General features: G+C 44.7%; 19 protein-coding genes. 13 read left to right on the top strand and 6 right to left on the bottom strand.

The window, feature by feature from the left end; all coding sequences use genetic code 11:
• Window positions 1-160 precede the first annotated feature (160 nt).
• Entirely contained in the window at window positions 161-1,831 is a 1,671-nt protein-coding gene (gene glnS, locus R8N46_RS18085) for a glutamine--tRNA ligase (RefSeq protein WP_005382124.1), read from the top strand.
• A gap of 222 nt (window positions 1,832-2,053) precedes the next feature.
• On the opposite strand, the gene fcrX is transcribed toward glnS, so the two are convergent.
• Window positions 2,054-2,503, bottom strand: a complete 450-nt coding sequence (fcrX, locus tag R8N46_RS18080; RefSeq protein WP_005382141.1) for a ferric iron uptake transcriptional regulator FcrX — start codon at window positions 2,501-2,503, stop codon at window positions 2,054-2,056.
• Window positions 2,504-2,703: 200 nt separating this feature from the next.
• On the opposite strand from fcrX, the gene R8N46_RS18075 reads away from it, so the two are divergent.
• Window positions 2,704-3,207, top strand: coding sequence for a DUF4442 domain-containing protein (locus R8N46_RS18075; protein WP_005382144.1), 504 nt, complete (start codon window positions 2,704-2,706; stop codon window positions 3,205-3,207).
• 52 nt (window positions 3,208-3,259) lie between these two features.
• Here the strand turns inward: R8N46_RS18075 and fldA are convergent, their stop codons facing one another.
• The 3 genes from fldA to R8N46_RS18060 form a co-directional block, all read right to left on the bottom strand.
• Window positions 3,260-3,793, bottom strand: coding sequence for a flavodoxin FldA (gene fldA / locus R8N46_RS18070; RefSeq protein ID WP_005382146.1), 534 nt, complete (start codon window positions 3,791-3,793; stop codon window positions 3,260-3,262).
• A 48-nt stretch (window positions 3,794-3,841) separates the two neighbouring features.
• Window positions 3,842-4,063 (bottom strand): DUF2788 domain-containing protein, encoded by a 222-nt coding sequence (locus R8N46_RS18065; RefSeq protein ID WP_005393038.1) that lies wholly within the window; start codon window positions 4,061-4,063, stop codon window positions 3,842-3,844.
• Between the two features lie 112 nt (window positions 4,064-4,175).
• Complete coding sequence (locus R8N46_RS18060) at window positions 4,176-4,943, bottom strand: alpha/beta fold hydrolase (protein WP_017819953.1); 768 nt, start codon at window positions 4,941-4,943, stop codon at window positions 4,176-4,178.
• A 92-nt stretch (window positions 4,944-5,035) separates the two neighbouring features.
• On the opposite strand from R8N46_RS18060, the gene seqA reads away from it, so the two are divergent.
• Both seqA and pgm read left to right on the top strand, forming a co-directional pair.
• Window positions 5,036-5,578, top strand: coding sequence for a replication initiation negative regulator SeqA (seqA, locus tag R8N46_RS18055; protein ID WP_005382149.1), 543 nt, complete (start codon window positions 5,036-5,038; stop codon window positions 5,576-5,578).
• Between the two features lie 92 nt (window positions 5,579-5,670).
• Window positions 5,671-7,317 carry a phosphoglucomutase (alpha-D-glucose-1,6-bisphosphate-dependent) gene (pgm, locus tag R8N46_RS18050; protein ID WP_025766986.1) on the top strand — a complete coding sequence of 549 codons (1,647 nt, stop codon included), beginning with the start codon at window positions 5,671-5,673 and terminating at the stop codon, window positions 7,315-7,317.
• A gap of 61 nt (window positions 7,318-7,378) precedes the next feature.
• Here pgm and R8N46_RS18045 read toward each other — a convergent pair whose 3' ends face one another.
• Complete coding sequence (locus R8N46_RS18045) at window positions 7,379-8,152, bottom strand: DUF1853 family protein (RefSeq protein WP_025766985.1); 774 nt, start codon at window positions 8,150-8,152, stop codon at window positions 7,379-7,381.
• 232 nt (window positions 8,153-8,384) lie between these two features.
• Between R8N46_RS18045 and R8N46_RS18040 the strand changes: the two genes are divergently transcribed.
• A complete protein-coding gene (locus R8N46_RS18040) occupies window positions 8,385-9,143 on the top strand; it encodes a Nif3-like dinuclear metal center hexameric protein (RefSeq protein WP_025766984.1) in 759 nt (252 codons plus the stop codon).
• A 92-nt stretch (window positions 9,144-9,235) separates the two neighbouring features.
• Here R8N46_RS18040 and R8N46_RS18035 read toward each other — a convergent pair whose 3' ends face one another.
• Window positions 9,236-10,525 (bottom strand): citrate synthase, encoded by a 1,290-nt coding sequence (locus R8N46_RS18035; RefSeq protein ID WP_005382163.1) that lies wholly within the window; start codon window positions 10,523-10,525, stop codon window positions 9,236-9,238.
• A 396-nt stretch (window positions 10,526-10,921) separates the two neighbouring features.
• Between R8N46_RS18035 and sdhC the strand changes: the two genes are divergently transcribed.
• The 8 genes from sdhC (at window position 10,922) to sucD (ending at window position 20,631) form a co-directional block, all read left to right on the top strand.
• On the top strand, window positions 10,922-11,314 hold the full coding sequence (gene sdhC / locus R8N46_RS18030) for a succinate dehydrogenase cytochrome b556 subunit (RefSeq protein ID WP_017634811.1): 393 nt from the start codon (window positions 10,922-10,924) through the stop codon (window positions 11,312-11,314).
• Complete coding sequence (sdhD, locus tag R8N46_RS18025) at window positions 11,308-11,652, top strand: succinate dehydrogenase, hydrophobic membrane anchor protein (protein WP_005382169.1); 345 nt, start codon at window positions 11,308-11,310, stop codon at window positions 11,650-11,652. The genes sdhC and sdhD overlap by 7 nt, the downstream gene beginning before the upstream one ends.
• Window positions 11,653-13,419: a succinate dehydrogenase flavoprotein subunit gene (gene sdhA / locus R8N46_RS18020; RefSeq protein ID WP_005382172.1), complete on the top strand. Its 1,767-nt coding sequence runs from the start codon at window positions 11,653-11,655 to the stop codon at window positions 13,417-13,419.
• 15 nt (window positions 13,420-13,434) lie between these two features.
• On the top strand, window positions 13,435-14,145 hold the full coding sequence (locus tag R8N46_RS18015; protein WP_005382174.1) for a succinate dehydrogenase iron-sulfur subunit: 711 nt from the start codon (window positions 13,435-13,437) through the stop codon (window positions 14,143-14,145).
• 171 nt (window positions 14,146-14,316) lie between these two features.
• Complete coding sequence (gene sucA / locus R8N46_RS18010; RefSeq protein WP_005382176.1) at window positions 14,317-17,142, top strand: 2-oxoglutarate dehydrogenase E1 component; 2,826 nt, start codon at window positions 14,317-14,319, stop codon at window positions 17,140-17,142.
• Window positions 17,143-17,170: 28 nt separating this feature from the next.
• Window positions 17,171-18,379 (top strand): 2-oxoglutarate dehydrogenase complex dihydrolipoyllysine-residue succinyltransferase, encoded by a 1,209-nt coding sequence (odhB, locus tag R8N46_RS18005; protein WP_005382177.1) that lies wholly within the window; start codon window positions 17,171-17,173, stop codon window positions 18,377-18,379.
• Between the two features lie 213 nt (window positions 18,380-18,592).
• Window positions 18,593-19,759, top strand: a complete 1,167-nt coding sequence (gene sucC, locus R8N46_RS18000; RefSeq protein WP_005382179.1) for an ADP-forming succinate--CoA ligase subunit beta — start codon at window positions 18,593-18,595, stop codon at window positions 19,757-19,759.
• Window positions 19,759-20,631, top strand: coding sequence for a succinate--CoA ligase subunit alpha (gene sucD, locus R8N46_RS17995; RefSeq protein ID WP_005382181.1), 873 nt, complete (start codon window positions 19,759-19,761; stop codon window positions 20,629-20,631). The genes sucC and sucD overlap by 1 nt, the downstream gene beginning before the upstream one ends.
• The last annotated feature ends 75 nt before the right edge of the window (window positions 20,632-20,706 follow it).

The raw sequence follows: 20,706 nt of genomic DNA, 5'->3' as shown, positions 1-20,706 counted from the left end.
CTTTCACGCCAACTCAATAAATATTGTCGTTTTAGAGCGAGTTCTTGTTGTCTAATTGCTTAGAATTGTGGATCATTAGGAACAATGTACTCTGTGAAACCATACTTGGATACAGGGTTCCGTTTTCTCTGACAATACTAATATTTTTGAGGTGCTATAGATGAGTGAAGCTGATGCTCGTCCATCAAACTTTATTCGCCAGATCATTGATAAAGATCTAGCGGATGGTAAACACACTAGCGTGCATACTCGATTCCCGCCGGAGCCAAATGGCTACCTGCATATCGGTCATGCTAAGTCTATCTGTTTGAACTTCGGTATTGCTCAGGACTACCAGGGTCAATGTAATCTGCGTTTCGACGATACAAACCCTGAAAAAGAAGACATCGAATACGTTGAGTCTATCAAGAAAGATGTAAACTGGTTGGGCTTTGAGTGGAGTGGTGAAGTATGTTACTCATCAAACTACTTCGATAAGCTTTACGAATATGCAATTGAATTGATTAACAAAGGCTTAGCGTACGTAGATGAGCTAAGTCCAGAGCAAATTCGTGAATACCGCGGCACACTAAAGGCGCCAGGTAAACCAAGTCCATACCGTGACCGTTCTGTTGAAGAGAACTTGGCGTTGTTTGAAAAAATGCGCGCTGGTGAATTTGAAGAAGGTAAAGCGTGTCTTCGTGCTAAAATCGACATGGGTTCTTCATTCATGGTCATGCGCGATCCAGTTTTATACCGTGTGCGTTTTGCTACGCACCACCAAACTGGTGATAAGTGGTGCATTTACCCAATGTACGACTTTACGCACTGTATTTCTGATGCATTAGAAGGCATTACGCACTCTATTTGTACGCTTGAATTCATGGATAACCGTCGTCTGTACGATTGGGTTCTAGACAACATCACGATCGAAAGCCGTCCACATCAATACGAGTTCAGTCGTTTAAACCTTGAATACACAGTGATGTCTAAGCGTAAGCTTAACCAGCTAGTTACTGAAAAACTGGTTAATGGTTGGGATGATCCACGTATGCCGACTGTCTCAGGTCTGCGTCGTCGTGGCTTCACACCTGCATCTATTCGTGAGTTTTGTAAGCGTATTGGTGTAACGAAGCAAGAAAATATGATCGAGTTTAGTTCATTAGAATCTTGTATTCGTGATGACCTAAACGAGAACGCTCCGCGTGCAATGGCTGTACTGGATCCTGTTAAAGTTGTTATCGAAAACTTTGAAGCAGGCGCAGTAGAAAACTTGACAGTTGCCAACCACCCAAATAAACCTGAAATGGGCGTGCGTGAAGTGCCATTCACGCGTGAATTGTGGATTGAGCGTGAAGACTTCCGTGAAGAAGCGAACAAAAAGTACAAGCGTTTAGTGCTAGGTAAAGAAGTTCGTTTACGTGGTGCTTACGTGATCAAAGCTGAGCGCGTTGAAAAAGATGCCGAAGGCAACATCACAACGATCTTCTGTTCTTACGATGCAGATACGCTAGGTAAAAACCCAGCAGATGGTCGTAAAGTGAAAGGCGTTATTCATTGGGTGTCAGCTGATAAAGCTCTTCCAGCGGAAATTCGTCTGTACGATCGTTTATTTACGGTGCCAAACCCAGGCGCAGCGGAAGATTTTGCTTCTACTATCAACCCTGAATCATTAGTTGTGATCAATGGCTTCGTCGAGCCTAGCCTAGCTTCTGCAGAAGCAGAAAAAGGTTACCAGTTTGAACGTATGGGTTACTTCTGTGCAGACTCGAAAGACTCTTCAGCAGATAATCTAGTATTCAATCGCACGGTTGGTCTACGTGATACCTGGGCAAAAATTGAGAATCAATAATCTCAATTAATGCTGAGAACGATGAAAAAATGCCAGCAAACGCTGGCATTTTTTATACCTAATCCCACAGAGTGCTATATAGATGTGCAAAACTGTGGAGAAAAAAGATGGGTGTTTAGTAGCTTTTGTTCTGTAACCAAAGTACTGACGTCTAAGGTACTGACTTCTAGAAACAAAAAACGCCAGCATGTGCTGACGTTTACTTTTTAAATTAACAAACCCTTATTTTTTCGGTTTGTGTGCATCTGGATTGTCTTTACAACCACCATCGCTACACTTGCCGTACAAGTATAAGCTGTGGTTTGTTAGTGTGACATTGTACTTAGCTGCAATCTCTTTTTGACGTTCTTCAATAAGATCGTCAGAAAATTCAATTACCTCACCACAGTCTAGGCACACTAGGTGGTCGTGGTGATGTTGAGTCGATAATTCGAAGACTGACTTTCCACCTTCAAAGTGGTGACGAGTTACAATACCAGCATCGTCGAACTGGTTTAGAACTCGGTAAACAGTTGCTAGGCCAATTTCTTCACCTAGATCAATCAACTTTTTGTACAAATCTTCAGCACTGATGTGCTGGCAGTCTGGCTGCTGAAGTACTTCTAGAATTTTTAGCCTCGGAAGGGTTACTTTTAAACCCGCATCCTTCAGCGCCTGATTATTATCTGACATATACTTTCCCGTTGGATCATCTGCAGCGATTTAACAGAATTCAATCTTCCTACCATTATAGGATAAGCGTTCGGAACATTAAACCACGAACTTCAAAGGGTTAATAGAATCTTTTTGTAAATTAGAAACAGGTCCATTATATTACAGCTCTGACCAGTTACAATTGTGTAACATTAAGCTTGGAGAGGGCAGGGATAGCGATGAATAGGCGACTAGCGAAGATATACAAACCAGGAATTGTAAAGTTCGCACTCAATATTTGGCCTCCTTTTTGGGGGGCGGGTATTAAAATCTTACATATTTCTCAAGACTTCCGTACTGTAAAGGTACGTTTAAAGCTTCGCTGGTGGAATAAAAATGCCAATCGCACCCAATATGGCGGCAGTATTTTCTCTTTAACTGATCCTATTTACTCGTTGATGCTGATGGGGATTCTACGAGAGGAATATTATGTGTGGGATAAAGAGGCAAGCATTAACTTTATTAAGCCGGGGCAAAGTGATTTGTTTGCAGAATTTGAGGTCACTGAAGGGATGCTGGAAAACATTTATCAAATGACACGGAATGGAGAAAAGTGCTTTCCTGAGTTTATTACTCATGTAAAAGATAAACAGGGGAATGTGGTTTCAGAGGTTCAACGCAAGCTTTATGTAAGAAAGAAACCTCAGTATCGCGAAGAGGAAGTACTTACCGATGCTGTGTGACAATACATACAAAAAGACCTCCAAGTGGAGGTCTTTGCATCATTCAATTTGATTAGCCTTCTAGCTCAGCTAAACACATCTCTTCATAGATCTGTTTAACCCAGCTTTCAACACGCTCGTCAGTCAATTCTGGTTGGCGGTCTTCATCAATACATAGACCTACGAATTGGCTTTCGTCACCTTCAACAAGTGCTTTAGACGCTTCAAATTCGTAGCCTTCTGTCGAGGTATGGCCAAGAATTGTGCCGCCTTTAGATTCAACGATATCACGGACTGTGCCCATCGCGTCACAGAAGTATTCTGCGTAGTCTTCTTGGTCGCCACAGCCAAAGATAGCCACTAGCTTAGTAGAGAAGTCGATTTGCTCAAGTTCAGGGAAGAAGTCATCCCAATCACATTGTGCTTCGCCGTAGTACCAAGTTGGGATACCTAGAAGAAGAAGATCGAAGTTATCAATGTCTTCTTTGCTGCTTTTCGCGATGTCTTGAACGTGAACTAGATGTTTACCTAGTTGCTTTTGAATCATCTTTGCAACGGCTTCAGTATTACCTGTGTCGCTACCGAAGAAGATACCTACACTTGCCATAGAGTCTATACCTTTACATTGTTTGTTATTGGCGATGCTACTAAGGGTTTAACCTAACCCTGAGCCTTCCCAAGTTAGCTGAATTACACCTTTTGCAATAAAGCCAGCACAGCCTAGGAAAAGGACTAACCACACAATACGACGACCAAAAACAGGTACATTGCCTTGCTTTAGCACATCTTTTATCGCCATCCCGATGAAAAAAAAGATAGCAGCAAAAAGAAGATCGAGCCCAATAGACTCGAGCATATCCATATAGTCGTAAAGCATTTTAGCCCTTCATGCCGAAAAATCTTGGGCGCACTATACCACTGTTAAACGGTAAAGTTAATGCACTACAAGAAGGGTTATTTCAATAATCTAGTGTTGCTTTTCGAATTTGTTAACTCGAAATGTATTTTCGAATGACTCTCATTACTTCTGTCGGTTTCTCGGCGTGTAACCAGTGACCAGTGCCAGCGATAATGTGTGCTTTAGCATGGTTAAATTGTCGCTTCACTGCCGGCTGATGTTCTGGCATTAAGTAGTCAGAGTCGCCGCCTTTGATAAATAAAGTTGGGATATCTGTTGGTGTGATTTCTTGCCAGCCAATAATTTGGTCATAATTCTCAAAAAGGCTCGGTACGTTAAACCGCCAATCCATCTTATCGCCATTTTTGTACAGTGATTTAGAGAGAAATTGTCTTACACCATCGAGTTCAATATGTTGAGCTAGGATATCCATGGCTTGCTGTCGATTTGCTGGTTTTTCATTAATAACAGCATGTAAGCCGTTAAAAACATTATCGTGACGGTTCGTAGTGTAGGCTACAGGCGCCATGTCGAGAACGACTAACTGCTTGACTACATTTGGAGCAATGTCCACAAGAGCCATCGCGACTTTTCCGCCCATGGAGTGACCAATAACAATAGATGGCTCAACGTTTAAGTGCTGAAGGAGCTGAGCCACATCTTTTGCCATATCGGTATAGTTATGGACTTCGGAGTGGAAAGAGAGGCCGTGATTTCTCAGATCAATACTGATCACCGTGTGATCTTTAATAAGATCGCGGGCGAGTAGACCCAGATTACTTAAACTACCAAACAATCCGTGAATCAAAACAACTGTTTGGCCTTGGCCTTCCTGCTTATAGTTGAGTAATGCTGACATTTTATCTTATTCGTGATGGGTTTAACGTGGAGTATCCGCGTGGATCTCGTTATAATCCCCCAGAGTTTAAACATTGAGAATGTGAAAAGCGAATGAAAACAATTGAGGTTGATGAGGATCTATACCGTTATATAGCTAGTCAAACTAAGCATATCGGTGAAAGCGCCTCGGATATTTTGCGACGCCTTTTAAACCTTGATGGTCAGTTGCAGGAAGCTAAAGCCGCGCCTGTAGTAGAGAAGCCACAAGGGATTGTAGTAAGTAAAGATGCGGGTAAAACGGAATCTGTTGATGTAGTGAAAGAAATGCGTTCGCTGCTTATTTCTGATGAGTTTGCCGGTCTAAAAAAAGCGATTGATCGCTTTATGTTGGTATTATCGACCTTACATAAATTGAATCCAGAAGGTTTCGCCCAGGCTACGAATGTAAAAGGACGCAAACGCGTGTACTTTGCAGATAATGAAGAAACCTTGCTAGCAAACGGTAATACGACCAAGCCAAAAGCCATTCCTGGCACACCGTTTTGGGTTATCACGAATAACAATACAAGTCGTAAAAGACAGATGGTTGAACAAGTGATGGCACACATGGGGTTCCAACCTGACTTAATAGAAAAAGTAACAGGTTCAATCTAAGAAACCTGATAGAAGCCTCATAATGCGTCGCAGTGAGCGGATATTATGAGGCTTTTTTAATTTTATTTGTATTGAAAGAAAGGATGTCAAACATGGCTATGCACCCTCGTGCTGGGCAAAAAGCGCAGCAGGAAGATCTTCACAATATCCCAGCACTCGTTGCTAACTACTTCTTACTTCAACCAGACGCGGCAAACGCAGAACACAAAGTTCAATTTGGTACTTCTGGCCACCGCGGTACTGCAGACAAGCACACTTTTAACGAAAACCACATTTTAGCGATCGCTCAAGCGGTAGCAGAAGTTCGTGCTGAGCAAGGCACAACTGGCCCGTTGTTTGTGGGTAAAGACACGCATGCGCTATCTGAGCCTGCTTTTTCAAGTGTGATTGAAGTATTGATTGCAAATGGTGTGAAAGTGATTGTCCAGCAAGACAACGGTTACACGCCAACACCGGGTATTTCACACGCGATTCTGACTTACAACATCAAACACGATGAAAAAGCAGACGGTATCGTTATTACTCCATCACATAACCCACCACAAGACGGCGGTATCAAATACAATCCGACACATGGTGGTCCTGCAGAAGCTGAGTTGACTCAAGCTATCGAAGATCGTGCGAACGAATTGATTGCTGAAGGTTTACAAGGTGTTAAACGCCTACCACTAGCAGAAGCAAAAGCATCGGATCTGTTTGTAGAGATGGACTTGGTGAAGCCATACATTGATGACCTGGTGAACGTTATCGATATGGAAGCAATCCAAAAAGCGAACCTGAAGATTGGTGTAGATCCATTGGGTGGCAGCGGTATCGATTACTGGCGTCAAATTGGTCAGGCATACAACCTAGACCTAACGCTAGTAAGTGAATCGATCGATCCTTCTTTCCAATTCATGTCGCTAGATAAAGACGGCGTTGTGCGTATGGACTGTTCTTCTCCTTACGCAATGGCGGGTCTATTGGCACTGAAAGACGAATACGATTTAGCATTTGGTAACGATCCTGACTACGACCGTCACGGTATCGTTACGCCAAAAGGTTTGATGAACCCGAACCACTTCTTAGCCGTTTGTATTGACTACTTGTACCGTCATCGTGACGCGTGGGGTAAAGACGTCGCTGTTGGTAAAACACTAGTTTCAAGTGCGCTGATTGACCGTGTTGTTGCGGATCTAGGTCGTGAGCTATGTGAAGTGCCTGTTGGTTTCAAATGGTTTGTAGACGGTCTGTACACTGGTAAGTTTGGTTTCGGCGGCGAAGAAAGTGCTGGTGCGTCTTTCCTTCGTAAAGATGGCACGCCTTGGTCAACAGACAAAGATGGCATCTTGCTATGCCTTCTAGCAGCAGAGATCACTGCGGTAACGGGTAAGAACCCTCAAGATTACTATGAAGAGCTAGCGGCGAAGCACGGTGAGTCGAAGTACAACCGTATTCAAGCTGTAGCAAATGGCCCACAAAAAGACGTATTGAAGAAGTTGTCACCAGAAATGGTTGCGGCTGAAACTCTAGCAGGTGATGCTATCACTGCTCGTCTAACGCATGCACCAGGCAATGGTGCTGCGATTGGCGGCCTTAAAGTAACGACAGCTAACGGTTGGTTCGCTGCTCGTCCATCAGGCACAGAGGACATCTACAAGATTTACTGTGAAAGCTTCAAAGGTGAAGAACATCTGAAACAAATCGAAGCTGAAGCACAAGAGATCGTTAATCAAGTGTTTGCAGCCGCTGGTTTGTAAAACATCCAATGGTCAATGTATCTAGCAAAGGGTTGATGTGAAAACATCAACCCTTTCATGTTTAAGTGCCCCGAACCGCTTTATCTCCGGGCCATGAATCTGGTACCACAAACCAGAATTGACCGTCCTCCGTTTGTGCATGTACAAATCGGTCTGAAGGCTTTTCAATGGGTCGAGATAAATCGTCCATACCAATCGCCCAGCATGGTTTGTGTAAATGATAAAGTGGCTTACCGATTAACTCCCATTGGCTCTGGTAGCACCAGTAACCACTAATCTGACTTGGATTTAGTTCATAACCCAAGCACTCGCTAGGAGTTGGCTCTGGAGTAAACGGATTAATATAGAGTCGTCCTTGCATCAATAGATGCTCTTGTGGGGCGTCGTTTAACGGAATTATTTTTTGAAATTCCGGGCGATCGCTCATTTTCAATTGATGAGTAAGCATTCTATTCAGTTTTGTATGCAGCTGGTCGTGAGCATTCGGACCATACCAAACGCCGTTATAAAGAAGATAAAACTTAATCGCCACTTCCCAGTGTTCTATTTGATTTGATTCTGTATTCCGCAACACCAAATCTATAGCACCAATGGTCTTACCTTCGATGTCGTTTAACTGAACCTCTTCCGCGATAACCTGATATCGTTCTGAACTAGAGAGAACTGCAGTGCATAAGTGCTGATATAAAAAGCCCAATCTTGGATTACCATTGTATTGCTCAGTGTTCTTTAAAGGCGTTACCGTAAGATCCTCTAAGGTTGCAAACGGAGGGCGTAACTTGAAAAGAGGAGGTGAAGTGGCGATCCATTGGTAAAAGCGTTGCAGTTGGTTCATCCGTATCCCTAAATGTATGGTGAGGCGACAAGCTTTGTTATTGTAACTAAATTTGCTTTTGAGGGTAGGGTGGCTAGCATCGATATTAGGGTTCGAGATACACTTTAAATACCTAAATGATATCAAGGTGCCAGATGTCAAAACGTTGTTGTATCAACTAGGTTGCACACTCTCGGTCTGATTTCATCGAGAGGTTATTTAGGTTTACATGCGCTAGAAATTGGAAGTAATAATGAATAACTTAAAGCTAGAACAGATTCTTAATGACAAACTGTCACCGCAGTTAATTAAAGATTACGCACCAAACGGGTTACAGGTAGAAGGGACGCCAGCCGTAAAGCGTATTATCACTGGCGTAACCGCCTCTCAAGCCTTAATCGATAAAGCGATTGAGCTTAATGCAGACGCATTGCTTGTTCATCATGGCTATTTTTGGAAAGGTGAGCCTGAGCCAATTCGTGGCATGAAAGGTAAACGAATTCGTAGCCTGATCAAAAATGATATCAACTTATATGGTTATCACCTTCCTCTAGATATTCATCCAGAGCTAGGCAACAACGCTGAATTAGCTCGCTTACTTGAAATCGAAGTAGAAGGTGGGCTTGAAGGGCACCCTCAGTCAGTTGCTATGTTTGGGCGCTTGAAAAAGCCGATGTCTGGTGTTGAATTTGCGAGTAAGATCAACCAAGTTCTTGAAAGAGAGCCTCTGCATATCGCTCCAGAGAATACTGATAAGATGATTGAGACAGTCGGCTGGTGTACTGGTGGAGGGCAGGATTTCATTGAACTTGCTGTACAGCACGGGCTGGATGCATTTATCTCTGGAGAAATTTCAGAGCGCACCACTTATACTGCTCGTGAAATGGACATTCATTACTTTGCTGCAGGTCATCATGCTACTGAGCGTTATGGTGTTCAGGCCTTAGGCAAATGGCTAGCGGATGAATATGGCCTACATGTGGAGTTTATCGATATTGATAATCCGGTTTAGCGTTCTCCATTAATAACGTTAAACGCAAAAAAGAAAAAAGGGTTGAGACGAAAATCTCAACCCTTTTGTTTGTCTATCTTCGTACTAAAAGATCATTCACGTTCGTGAAGTGGAGAAAACTCACGTTGTGTTTCGCCAGTGTATAGCTGACGAGGACGACCGATGCGGTTCAGTGGATCGCTGTGCATTTCGTTCCAGTGAGCAATCCAGCCGATGGTACGAGAAATCGCGAAGATAACCGTAAACATAGAAACTGGAATACCAATCGCTTTAAGAATGATACCTGAGTAGAAGTCTACGTTCGGGTACAGCTTCTTAGACACGAAGTACTCATCAGAAAGTGCAATGCGCTCAAGTTCCATTGCAACGTCTAGCAGAGGGTCTTGAATGTTTAGCTCTTTGAGAACTTCATGACACGTTTCGCGCATTACTGTCGCACGTGGGTCGTAGTTCTTGTAAACGCGGTGACCAAAGCCCATTAAGCGGAATGGGTCATCTTTGTCTTTCGCGCGGTCTACATATTCAGGGATGTTATCGACGCTGCCAATCTCTTCTAGCATTCTCAAGCAGGCTTCGTTTGCGCCACCGTGAGCAGGCCCCCAAAGGGATGCAATACCAGCGGCAATACATGCAAATGGGTTCGCACCAGAAGAGCCAGCTAGGCGAACAGTTGATGTCGACGCATTCTGTTCGTGATCCGCGTGTAGAGTGAAAATCTTATCCATCGCACGGGCAACCACAGGATTTACTTCATACTCTTCGCAAGGGTTTGCGAACATCATATGCAAGAAGTTCTCTGCGTAGCTAAGGTCGTTACGAGGGTAAATAAATGGCTGACCGATAGAGTATTTGTAACACATCGCCGCCAGTGTTGGCATTTTTGACAGCAGACGGTACGCTGCAATTTCGCGGTGTTCGTCGTTGTTAATGTCAAGAGAGTCGTGATAGAAGGCTGCAAGTGCTCCAACTACACCACACATTACCGCCATTGGATGAGCATCGCGTCGGAAGCCATGGAAAAAGCTTGCGATTTGCTCGTGTACCATTGTGTGACGAGTAACGGTCGTTTTGAATTGCTCGTATTGTTCTCGGGTAGGGGCTTCACCATAAAGAAGGATGTAACATACTTCTAAGTAATCTGCGTTATTGGCTAATTGATCAATCGGGAAACCGCGGTGCAAAAGAATACCTTTGCCGCCATCGATGTACGTGATTGATGATTCACAAGATGCAGTGGCAAGAAAACCTGGGTCAAAAGTAAAGTAACCATTGGCTCCCAGCTTACGAACGTCAATTACAGGTGTACCTAGCGTACCGTCCATAATTGGCAGTTCGATTGGCGCTTGACCTTCAACATGAAGGGTCGCTTTCTTATCCGCCATAACAATCTCCTTTGTTTATTATTTAATCCGTCCAGGATGTTTATGTGCCATTTTTGTACTGTTGTTAAAGCTTAAAGTCAATTTTTCTCCATCTTTGTGTGCACTTGTTATGATTTTTCTCATGAAAATCGTTAAAAATCTGTTCTATGTAGCATAATTTGTTACACCAATTGTATTAGAATGTTGCTCGCCGTATATTGGCAAAGAAAATTTTAGTTAAATCCTTATAAATTCGGGGCTAGAAACAAAGAGTGAGGTTTGTTGCTGGATTCCGTTTGTTAACAACTTGTTTACAATTATCTGAGTGGTTACTCGCGATATTTGTTAAATAGATGTTAACTTTTGTACGTTTGGAAGCTGAAATTGGTTATAACAATAAATGCTCAATGGAGCTGAGTGAGCAAGCCCGTGAAAGAAAGAAAGTCAAGACCTGTTAATTTAGATTTACAGACCATCCACTTTCCTATCACAGCAATCGCATCCATCCTACACCGTGTGTCTGGGGTAATTACGTTTGTTGCGGTGGGTATATTACTGTGGTTACTATCCATTTCTCTGTCATCCCCAATGGGTTTTATGGAAGCCGCTGACATCGTCGATAGCTTCTTCGTAAAATTCATCCTGTGGGGAATTCTTACTGCACTTGCCTACCACATCGCAGGTGGTATCCGTCACTTATTGATGGATCTAGGTCACTTTGAAGAACTAGATTCAGGCACGATGAGCGCTAAAGTCGCGTTTGGTGCAACAGCAGTATTATCATTATTGGCGGGGATCTTGGTATGGTAAAACACGTATCTTCATTTGGTCGTAATGGTGTACACGATTTCCTACTAATTCGTGCAACTGCAATCATTATGACGCTATACACGATTTATCTGATTAGCTTCTGTGCATTTTCAGATATCTCTTACGCATCTTGGACCCAATTCTTTGGTGGTACCTTCACTAAAGTATTCACCATGTTGGCACTTGTCTCGATCCTGATTCACGCTTGGGTTGGTTTGTGGCAAGTATTAACTGATTACATTAAGTGCGCGAAACTACGTGGCGCACTACAACTTGGTGTTATTGCCGTGCTATTCGGCTATGTCTTCTCTGGTCTATTTATTCTGTGGGGTGCGTAAGTGTCTATTCCAGTTCGTGAGTTTGATGCCGTAGTAATCGGCGCTGGTGGTGCAGGTATGCGCGCTGCACTACAAATTTCAGAGCAAGGCCTATCATGTGCTTTGTTGTCAAAAGTATTTCCAACACGTTCTCATACTGTGTCTGCACAGGGCGGCATTACCGTTGCTCTGGGTAACTCGCACAAAGACGATTGGCAATGGCACATGTACGATACCGTTAAAGGTTCCGACTACATCGGTGACCAGAACGCGATTGAATACATGTGTAAAAATGGTCCTGAGTCAGTTATCGAGCTTGAAAAAATGGGTCTTCCATTCTCTCGTTTTGATAACGGTACCATATACCAACGTCCATTCGGTGGCCAATCTAAAGAGTTTGGTGGTGAGCAGGCTGCTCGTACAGCCGCTGCTGCAGACCGTACTGGTCACGCACTTCTTCACACGCTTTACCAGCAAAACGTAAAACACAAAACAACCATCTTCTCGGAGTGGTACGCTTTGGATCTTGTGAAAAACCAAGACGGCGCAATCATGGGTTGTACTGCGATTTGTATGGAAACGGGTGAAATCTGTTACTTCAAATCGAAAGCAACCATTCTAGCTACAGGTGGTGCAGGTCGTATTTACGCATCGACCACTAACGCGCACATCAACACGGGTGATGGCGTTGGTATGGCACTTCGCGCAGGCGTTCCAATGCAAGACATGGAAATGTGGCAGTTCCACCCAACAGGTATTGCTGGCGCGGGTGTTCTAGTGACGGAAGGTTGTCGTGGTGAAGGTGGTTACCTTCTAAATAAAGATGGTGAACGCTTCATGGAGCGCTACGCACCAAACGCGAAAGACCTTGCTGGTCGTGACGTGGTTGCTCGTTCAATGATGATTGAAATTCGTGAAGGCCGCGGCTGTGATGGTCCTTGGGGTCCACATATCAAGTTGAAACTTGATCACCTTGGTAAAGAAGTACTTGAATCACGTCTACCAGGTATCTGTGAACTGTCTCGTACATTTGCACACGTTGACCCAGTGAAAGAGCCAATTCCAGTAATTCCAACTTGTCACTACATGATGGGTGGTGTACCTACTCAAGTCTCTGGCCAAGCAATTAAGCAGAAGGCCGACGGTAGCGAGATGGAAGTACAAGGCCTTTACGCATGTGGTGAGATTGCTTCTGTATCGGTACACGGTGCTAACCGTCTGGGCGGCAACTCATTACTAGACTTGGTCGTATTTGGTCGTGCTACTGGCTTGCACCTTGGCGAAACGCTAGCAGCGCAAGCAGAAGCTCGTCCTGCAACAGAATCTGATATTGAAGCGTCTCTAGCGCGTACTATGCGTTGGGAAAACAGCACTGGTGGTGAAGATCCAGTTCAGATTCGTAAAGACCTACAAGCATGCATGCAAAACAGCTTCTCGGTATTCCGTGAAGGCGATGCGATGGCAACCGGTCTAGAAGAGTTGAAAGTGATTCGCGAACGTTTGAAAGATGCGCATCTAGCGGACAAGTCTTCAGAGTTCAACACGCAGCGTATTGAGTGTCTAGAACTTGATAACCTGATGGAAACCGCGTTTTCAACTGCCGTTGCAGCAAACTACCGTACAGAGAGTCGTGGCGCACATGCTCGTTTCGATTTCCCTGAGCGTGATGATGAGAACTGGCTATGCCACTCTATCTACAATCCGGAAACAGAAGCGATGACTAAGCGTGATGTGAACATGACGCCAACGCATCGTGAAGCTTTCCCGCCGAAAGTACGTACATACTAAAGGGAGGATACGACTATGAAATTAAACTTCTCTTTATACCGTTACAATCCGGATGTGGATACCAAGCCTTACATGAAAGAGTATACCCTTGAGGTAGACGAAGGCTCAGACATGATGGTGCTTGATGCATTGATTCTGCTAAAAGAGCAAGATCCAAGCATCGCGTTCCGTCGCTCATGCCGTGAAGGGGTATGTGGTTCTGATGGTTTGAATATGAATGGTAAAAACGGCCTAGCGTGTATCACACCGTTATCTGCTCTACAAGGCGATAAGATAGTTATTCGTCCACTACCAGGGTTACCTGTCGTGCGCGATCTTATCGTTGACATGACGCAGTTCTATGATAACTATGCGAAAGTTAAACCATTCTTGATTGATGATGGTGCATTACCACCATCACGTGAGAACCTACAATCGCCTGATGATCGTGCGCATTTAGATGGATTGTACGAATGTATCATGTGTGCATGTTGTACAACGTCTTGCCCATCATTCTGGTGGAACCCTGATAAATTCATCGGCCCAGCTGGTCTTCTCGCAGCGTACCGTTGGCTAATTGATAGCCGCGATACGGCAACAGATGAACGTTTGTCTGATCTTGATGATGCATTTAGTGTTTTTCGTTGCCATGGCATCATGAATTGTGTAAGTGTTTGTCCTAAGGGATTAAATCCGACGAAAGCCATCGGTCACATTAAGTCGATGTTGGTTAATCGTTCGGTTTAATTTACTCGCTCTTAGGAATGTCGCAGTGTTGCGGATCACCCGATATGACCGCTTCACTGCTTCAGTAATATTCGAGTAAAGAATACAAAAATTGCCGACCGTATTTTTAGTCGGCTCTTATAGCTCGGCAAAGACCGAAGCAAACGTGAAAACTACTGGTTAAGGGAAAATATGCACAACGGCGTGATGAAGGCATGGCTCGAGTCTTCACACTTGGCTGGCGCCAATGCAACGTATGTAGAGGACCTCTACGAACTGTATCTAAGTGATCCCGATCTGGTAAGTGAGGAGTGGAAACGTGTTTTTGAAGGCTTGCCTAAGCCATCAGAAGAAGTGGCAGAACAACCACATTCACGTGTCCGTGACTACTTCCGACGACTCGCTAGAGAAACAAAGCATTACAATGTCCAAGTTAGTGACCCAGATGTCGATGCAAAACAAGTAAAAGTTCTACAGCTAATCAACGCATACCGTTTCCGCGGGCATGAAGCTGCAGAATTAGACCCACTAGGTCTATGGCAACGCCCAACAGTGGCGGAGTTAGACCCTGCTTTTCATAATCTTACCGAAGATGACTTCGAAGAAACTTTCAACGTAGGTTCTTTTGCTGTTGGGCAAGAAACCATGAAGTTGAAAGATATCTATGAAGCCCTCAACAAAACTTATTGCGGTTCCATCGGTGCTGAATACATGCACATGACTGACACAGAGCAAAAGCGTTGGATTCAGCAACGCCTTGAGTCTGTCGTAGGCCAGCCATCATTCAACAAAGATGAGAAGCGCACATTCCTAGAAGAGCTAACAGCCGCTGAAGGTTTGGAGCGTTACCTCGGGGCGAAATTCCCAGGTGCAAAACGTTTCTCTTTAGAAGGTGGTGATGCGCTGATTCCGATGACGAAAGAGTTGATCCGTCATGCGGGTACAAGTGGAATGCGTGAAGTGGTTATCGGTATGGCTCACCGCGGTCGTTTGAACATGCTGGTGAACGTACTTGGTAAGAAACCTCAAGACCTGTTTGATGAGTTCGCCGGTAAACACGACGAAACTTGGGGTACGGGTGATGTGAAATATCACCAAGGTTTCTCTGCTGATTTTGCGACTCCTGGCGGTGATGTTCACTTAGCACTTGCATTTAACCCGTCGCACCTAGAAATCGTAAACCCAGTAGTCATGGGCTCAGTTCGAGCACGTCAAGATCGCTTGGGTGATAATCAAGGTAGCAAAGTGCTTCCTATCACCATCCACGGTGATTCTGCAATCGCTGGTCAGGGTGTGGTTGCCGAAACGTTCAACATGTCTCTTGCTCGTGGGTTCCAAGTTGGTGGTACGGTACGTATCGTCATCAACAACCAAGTAGGCTTTACGACGTCTAATCCTCGTGACACGCGTTCTACGATGTACTGTACCGATATCGCGAAGATGGTGCAGGCGCCAATTTTCCATGTAAATGCAGATGACCCAGAAGCAGTTGCTTTTGTTACTCGCATTGCATTGGATTACCGTAACGAGTTCAAGCGCGATGTCGTGATCGATCTTGTATGTTACCGTCGCCACGGCCACAATGAGGCGGATGAGCCAAATGCGACTCAGCCTTTGATGTACCAGAAAATCAAAAAGCATCCTACACCACGCAAATTGTATGCAGATGTTCTGATCGATAAAAATGAATCAGATATCGAGACAGCGACTCAGTTAGTCAATGAGTATCGCGATGCATTAGATCGCGGTGAAGTGGTTGTTAAAGAATGGCGTCCAATGGCGTTGCACTCTGTAGACTGGTCCCCTTACTTAGGGCACGAATGGGATATGGAGTGGGATTCAAAATACGACAAGACACGCCTTATTGAGCTAGGCAATCGTCTGTGTCAGTACCCAGAAAGCCATAAACTGCAAAGCCGTGTTAATAAGCTATACAACGATCGTCTAGCAATGATGACCGGTGAAAAAGCCATTGACTGGGGTATGGCTGAAACATTGGCGTATGCTACATTGGTTGACGATGGCAAGCGTATTCGTCTTTCTGGTCAGGACTCGGGTCGTGGTACTTTCTTCCACCGTCACTCGGTTCTTCATAACCAAACCGATGCAAGCACTTACATTCCATTAGCGAATATTCATGACAACCAAGGGCCATTCCAAGTCTTTGACTCAGTATTGTCAGAAGAAGCTGTGTTGGCGTTTGAATACGGTTACGCAACAGCCGAACCAGGTGGTTTAACTATCTGGGAAGCACAGTTTGGTGATTTTGCCAACGGTGCACAAGTTGTTATCGACCAGTTTATCTCGTCAGGCGAGCAAAAGTGGGCGCGTTTGTGCGGTCTTACTATGCTTCTACCTCATGGTTATGAAGGTCAAGGCCCTGAGCACTCATCTGCACGTTTAGAGCGTTACCTTCAGCTTTGTGCTGAGCAAAATATGCAGGTTGTGGTTCCTTCAACACCGGCTCAGGTGTACCACATGATTCGTCGTCAGGTTGTACGCCCAATGCGTCGACCTCTCATTGTTATGTCGCCGAAATCTTTGCTGCGCCACCCTCTATGTACTTCAACGATTGAAGACTTGGCGGATGGTACATTCCAATCTGCAATTCCAGAAGTAGATGATTTAGAACCAAGCAAAGTGAAACGTGTCGTGTTCTGTGCTGGTAAGGTTTACTTTGACCTACTAGAGCAGCGCCGTAACAACGAGCAAGACGATGTTGCTATCGTGCGTATTGAACAGCTTTACCCATTCCCAATGGAAGAAGTACAAGCAGCAATTGCTCAATACACTAACGTTGAAGACTTCGTGTGGTGTCAGGAAGAACCTCAGAACCAAGGTGCTTGGTACTGTAGCCAACATAACTTCCGTGCCGCTATTCCTGCAGGTGCAAATCTTAAATACGCAGGTCGCCCAGCTTCTGCTTCGCCAGCAGTTGGCTACATGTCGGTGCACTTGAAACAACAAAAAGCGTTGGTTGAAGACGCTCTGAACGTGAACTCAAAAACTTCGAATTAAGAATTAGAAGTTAAAGGAAGAAACAGATATGACAATTGAAATTCTGGTTCCAGATTTACCTGAATCAGTTGCTGATGCAACCGTAGCGACATGGCACAAACAACCAGGCGACGCAGTAGAGCGTGACGAGGTTTTGGTTGACATCGAAACAGACAAAGTTGTGCTAGAAGTTCCAGCTCCGGAAGCTGGCGTTTTAGAAGCTATTGTTGAAGCAGAAGGTGCGACAGTACTTTCTAAACAAATCATTGCTAAATTGAAGCCAGGCGCAGTTGCAGGTGAACCAACTGCAGACAAAACAGAAGGTACTGAAGCATCTCCTGATAAGCGTCACAAAGCTGCGCTTAGCGAAGAAAGTAATGACGCATTAAGCCCAGCAGTGCGCCGTTTGTTGGCTGAACATGGCTTAGAAGCAAGCCAAGTGAAAGGCACTGGTGTTGGTGGTCGTATTACGCGTGAAGATATTGAAGCGCATCTTGCGAACGCTAAATCTGCGTCAAAAGAAGACTCGCCAGCAGTGGTTGACGTGCCGGCAGCGGCTCGCAGTCAGAAGCGTGTTCCAATGACTCGCCTTCGTAAGACAGTCGCTAACCGTCTGCTAGAAGCGAAGAACAACACGGCAATGCTAACGACGTTTAACGAAGTGAACATGAAACCAATCATGGACCTTCGTAAGCAGTACAAAGATCAGTTCGAAGAGCGTCACGGTATTCGTTTGGGCTTCATGTCTTTCTACGTGAAAGCAGTAACAGAAGCGCTTAAGCGTTACCCAGAAGTAAATGCTTCGATTGATGGCGATGACATTGTTTACCACAACTACTTCGACATTAGCATGGCGGTATCAACTCCACGTGGTCTAGTTACACCTGTCCTAAAAGACTGTGACAAGCTTGGTTTCGCTGATGTTGAAAAAGGCATCAAAGAGCTGGCTATTAAAGGTCGTGATGGCAAGCTAACGGTAGACGAGCTAATGGGCGGTAACTTCACTATCACAAACGGTGGTGTGTTCGGTTCACTAATGTCTACACCAATCATCAACCCACCTCAATCAGCGATTCTTGGTATGCATAAGATCCAAGAGCGTCCGATGGCAGTGGATGGCAAAGTTGAAATCTTGCCGATGATGTACCTAGCGTTATCTTACGATCACCGCCTAATTGATGGTCGTGAATCAGTTGGCTTCCTAGTAACGATTAAAGAGTTACTAGAGGACCCAGCACGTCTCCTATTAGACGTTTAATATCGCTAAAACGTCTAGTTATCGTAGGTAGCTAGACGTTAAAAATTTCAATGGCTAGACTAGCTCAACGTTTGGCCTTCATTTGAATCCTTCAGTATGAGAACTCATGATGAAGGATTGATTTGAGAAGACCCTACAGACGTACAAGCAGCCAAGACTGCAGCGTTATGGAAATAATAAATCCCTTAAGGGAAAAACAAACGGAATATCGAAATGAATTTGCATGAATACCAAGCCAAACAGCTGTTTGCAGAATTCGGTTTGCCTGTGCCAGAAGGCTACGCGTGTGATACACCACAAGAAGCTTTTGAAGCCGCAGGCCGTATTAGTACAGCCAAGAAAGTAGTTAAATGTCAGGTTCACGCTGGTGGCCGTGGTAAAGCGGGTGGCGTAGAGCTACACGATACAAAAGAAGGCGTTAAAGAGTTTGCACAGAAGTGGTTAGGTAAAAACCTAGTAACTTACCAAACAGACGCAAATGGTCAGCCAGTAACAAAAATCCTTGTTGAAGAAGCTTCAAATATTGCGAACGAACTATACCTAGGTGCGGTAGTTGACCGTGCTAGCCGTAAGATCGTTTTCATGGCTTCTACCGAAGGTGGTGTGGAAATTGAAAAAGTTGCGGAAGAAACGCCGGAACTCATCCACAAAGCAGCAATTGACCCACTAGTAGGTCCACAAGCTTACCAAGGTCGTGAGCTAGCGTTCAAACTTGGTCTTGAAGGCGACCAAATCAAACAATTCGTTAAGATCTTTATGGGTCTTGGCACTATGTTTTCTCAGTACGATCTTGCTCTGCTAGAGATCAACCCACTTGTGATTACTGGTGAAGGCAACTTGCTATGTCTTGACGGTAAGATCAACATCGACTCAAACGCACTGTACCGTCAGCCTAAGCTTCGTGAAATGCACGATCCTTCACAAGAAGATGAGCGTGAAGCACACGCAGCTCAGTGGGAGCTGAACTACGTAGCACTAGACGGTAACGTTGGCTGTATGGTTAACGGTGCAGGCCTAGCAATGGGTACGATGGATATCGTAAACCTACACGGCGGCAAACCAGCTAACTTCTTAGATGTAGGTGGCGGCGCGACGAAAGAGCGTGTTGCTGAAGCATTCAAGATCATCCTATCTGATGACAATGTGAAAGCGGTACTTGTTAACATCTTCGGTGGTATTGTACGTTGTGACATGATCGCAGAAGGTATTATCGGTGCGGTTAAAGAGGTAGGCGTAAGCGTACCTGTTGTTGTTCGTCTTGAAGGTACTAACGCTGACCTAGGTCGCGAAGTTCTTGCTAATTCTGATGTTGATATCATTGCTGCTGAGTCGCTAACTGATGCTGCTCAGAAAGTTGTTGCTGCTGCGGAGGCTAAATAATGTCTGTATTAATTAACAAAGACACTAAAGTAATCTGTCAGGGGTTCACTGGTGGTCAAGGTACTTTCCACTCAGAGCAAGCTATCGCATACGGTACGCAAATGGTTGGCGGTGTGTCTCCAGGTAAAGGTGGCCAAACTCACCTAGGTCTTCCTGTATTCAACACAGTTCGTGAAGCAGTAGAAGCGACTGGTGCAACAGCGACAGTCATCTACGTACCAGCACCTTTCTGTAAAGATGCAATCCTAGAAGCGATTGACGCGGGTATCGAGCTAATCGTAACGATTACTGAAGGTATCCCTACAACAGATATGATCGACGTGAAAGTGAAGCTAGAAGAAACTGGCGTTCGCATGATCGGTCCTAACTGTCCGGGTGTTATCACTCCTGATGAGTGTAAGATCGGTATCATGCCTGGTCACATTCACAAGAAAGGCAAAGTAGGTATCGTATCTCGTAGCGGTACTCTAACTTACGAAGCAGTTAAACAAACCACTGACGAAGGTTTCGGCCAGTCTACTTGTGTTGGTATCGGTGGTGACCCAATCCCGGGTTCAAACTTCATTGATATCCTAAAACTGTTCCAAGAAGACCCTGAGACAGAAGCGATTGTTATGATCGGTGAGATCGGTGGTACTGCAGAAGAAGAAGCAGCAGCATACATTAAAGAAAATGTAACGAAGCCAGTGGTTTCTTACATTGCTGGTGTAACTGCACCTCCTGGTAAGCGTATGGGCCATGCTGGTGCGATTATCTCTGGTGGTAAAGGTACTGCTGAAGACAAATTTGCTGCACTAGAAGCGGCTGGCGTTAAAACTGTGAAATCTCTAGCAGAGATTGGCCAAGGTCTACGTGAAGTGACGGGTTGGTAATCGACCACACTACTTAATAAGTATTAAAAAGCCTGCGATTTCGCAGGCTTTTCTTTTTCCGTTTCCGTGGGTTTA

The sequence above is a fragment of the Vibrio sp. 1874 genome, assembly GCF_033344395.1.
GTDB classification, from domain to species: Bacteria; Pseudomonadota; Gammaproteobacteria; order Enterobacterales; family Vibrionaceae; genus Vibrio; species Vibrio alginolyticus.
This window is presented reverse-complemented; position numbering and strand designations above follow the sequence as displayed.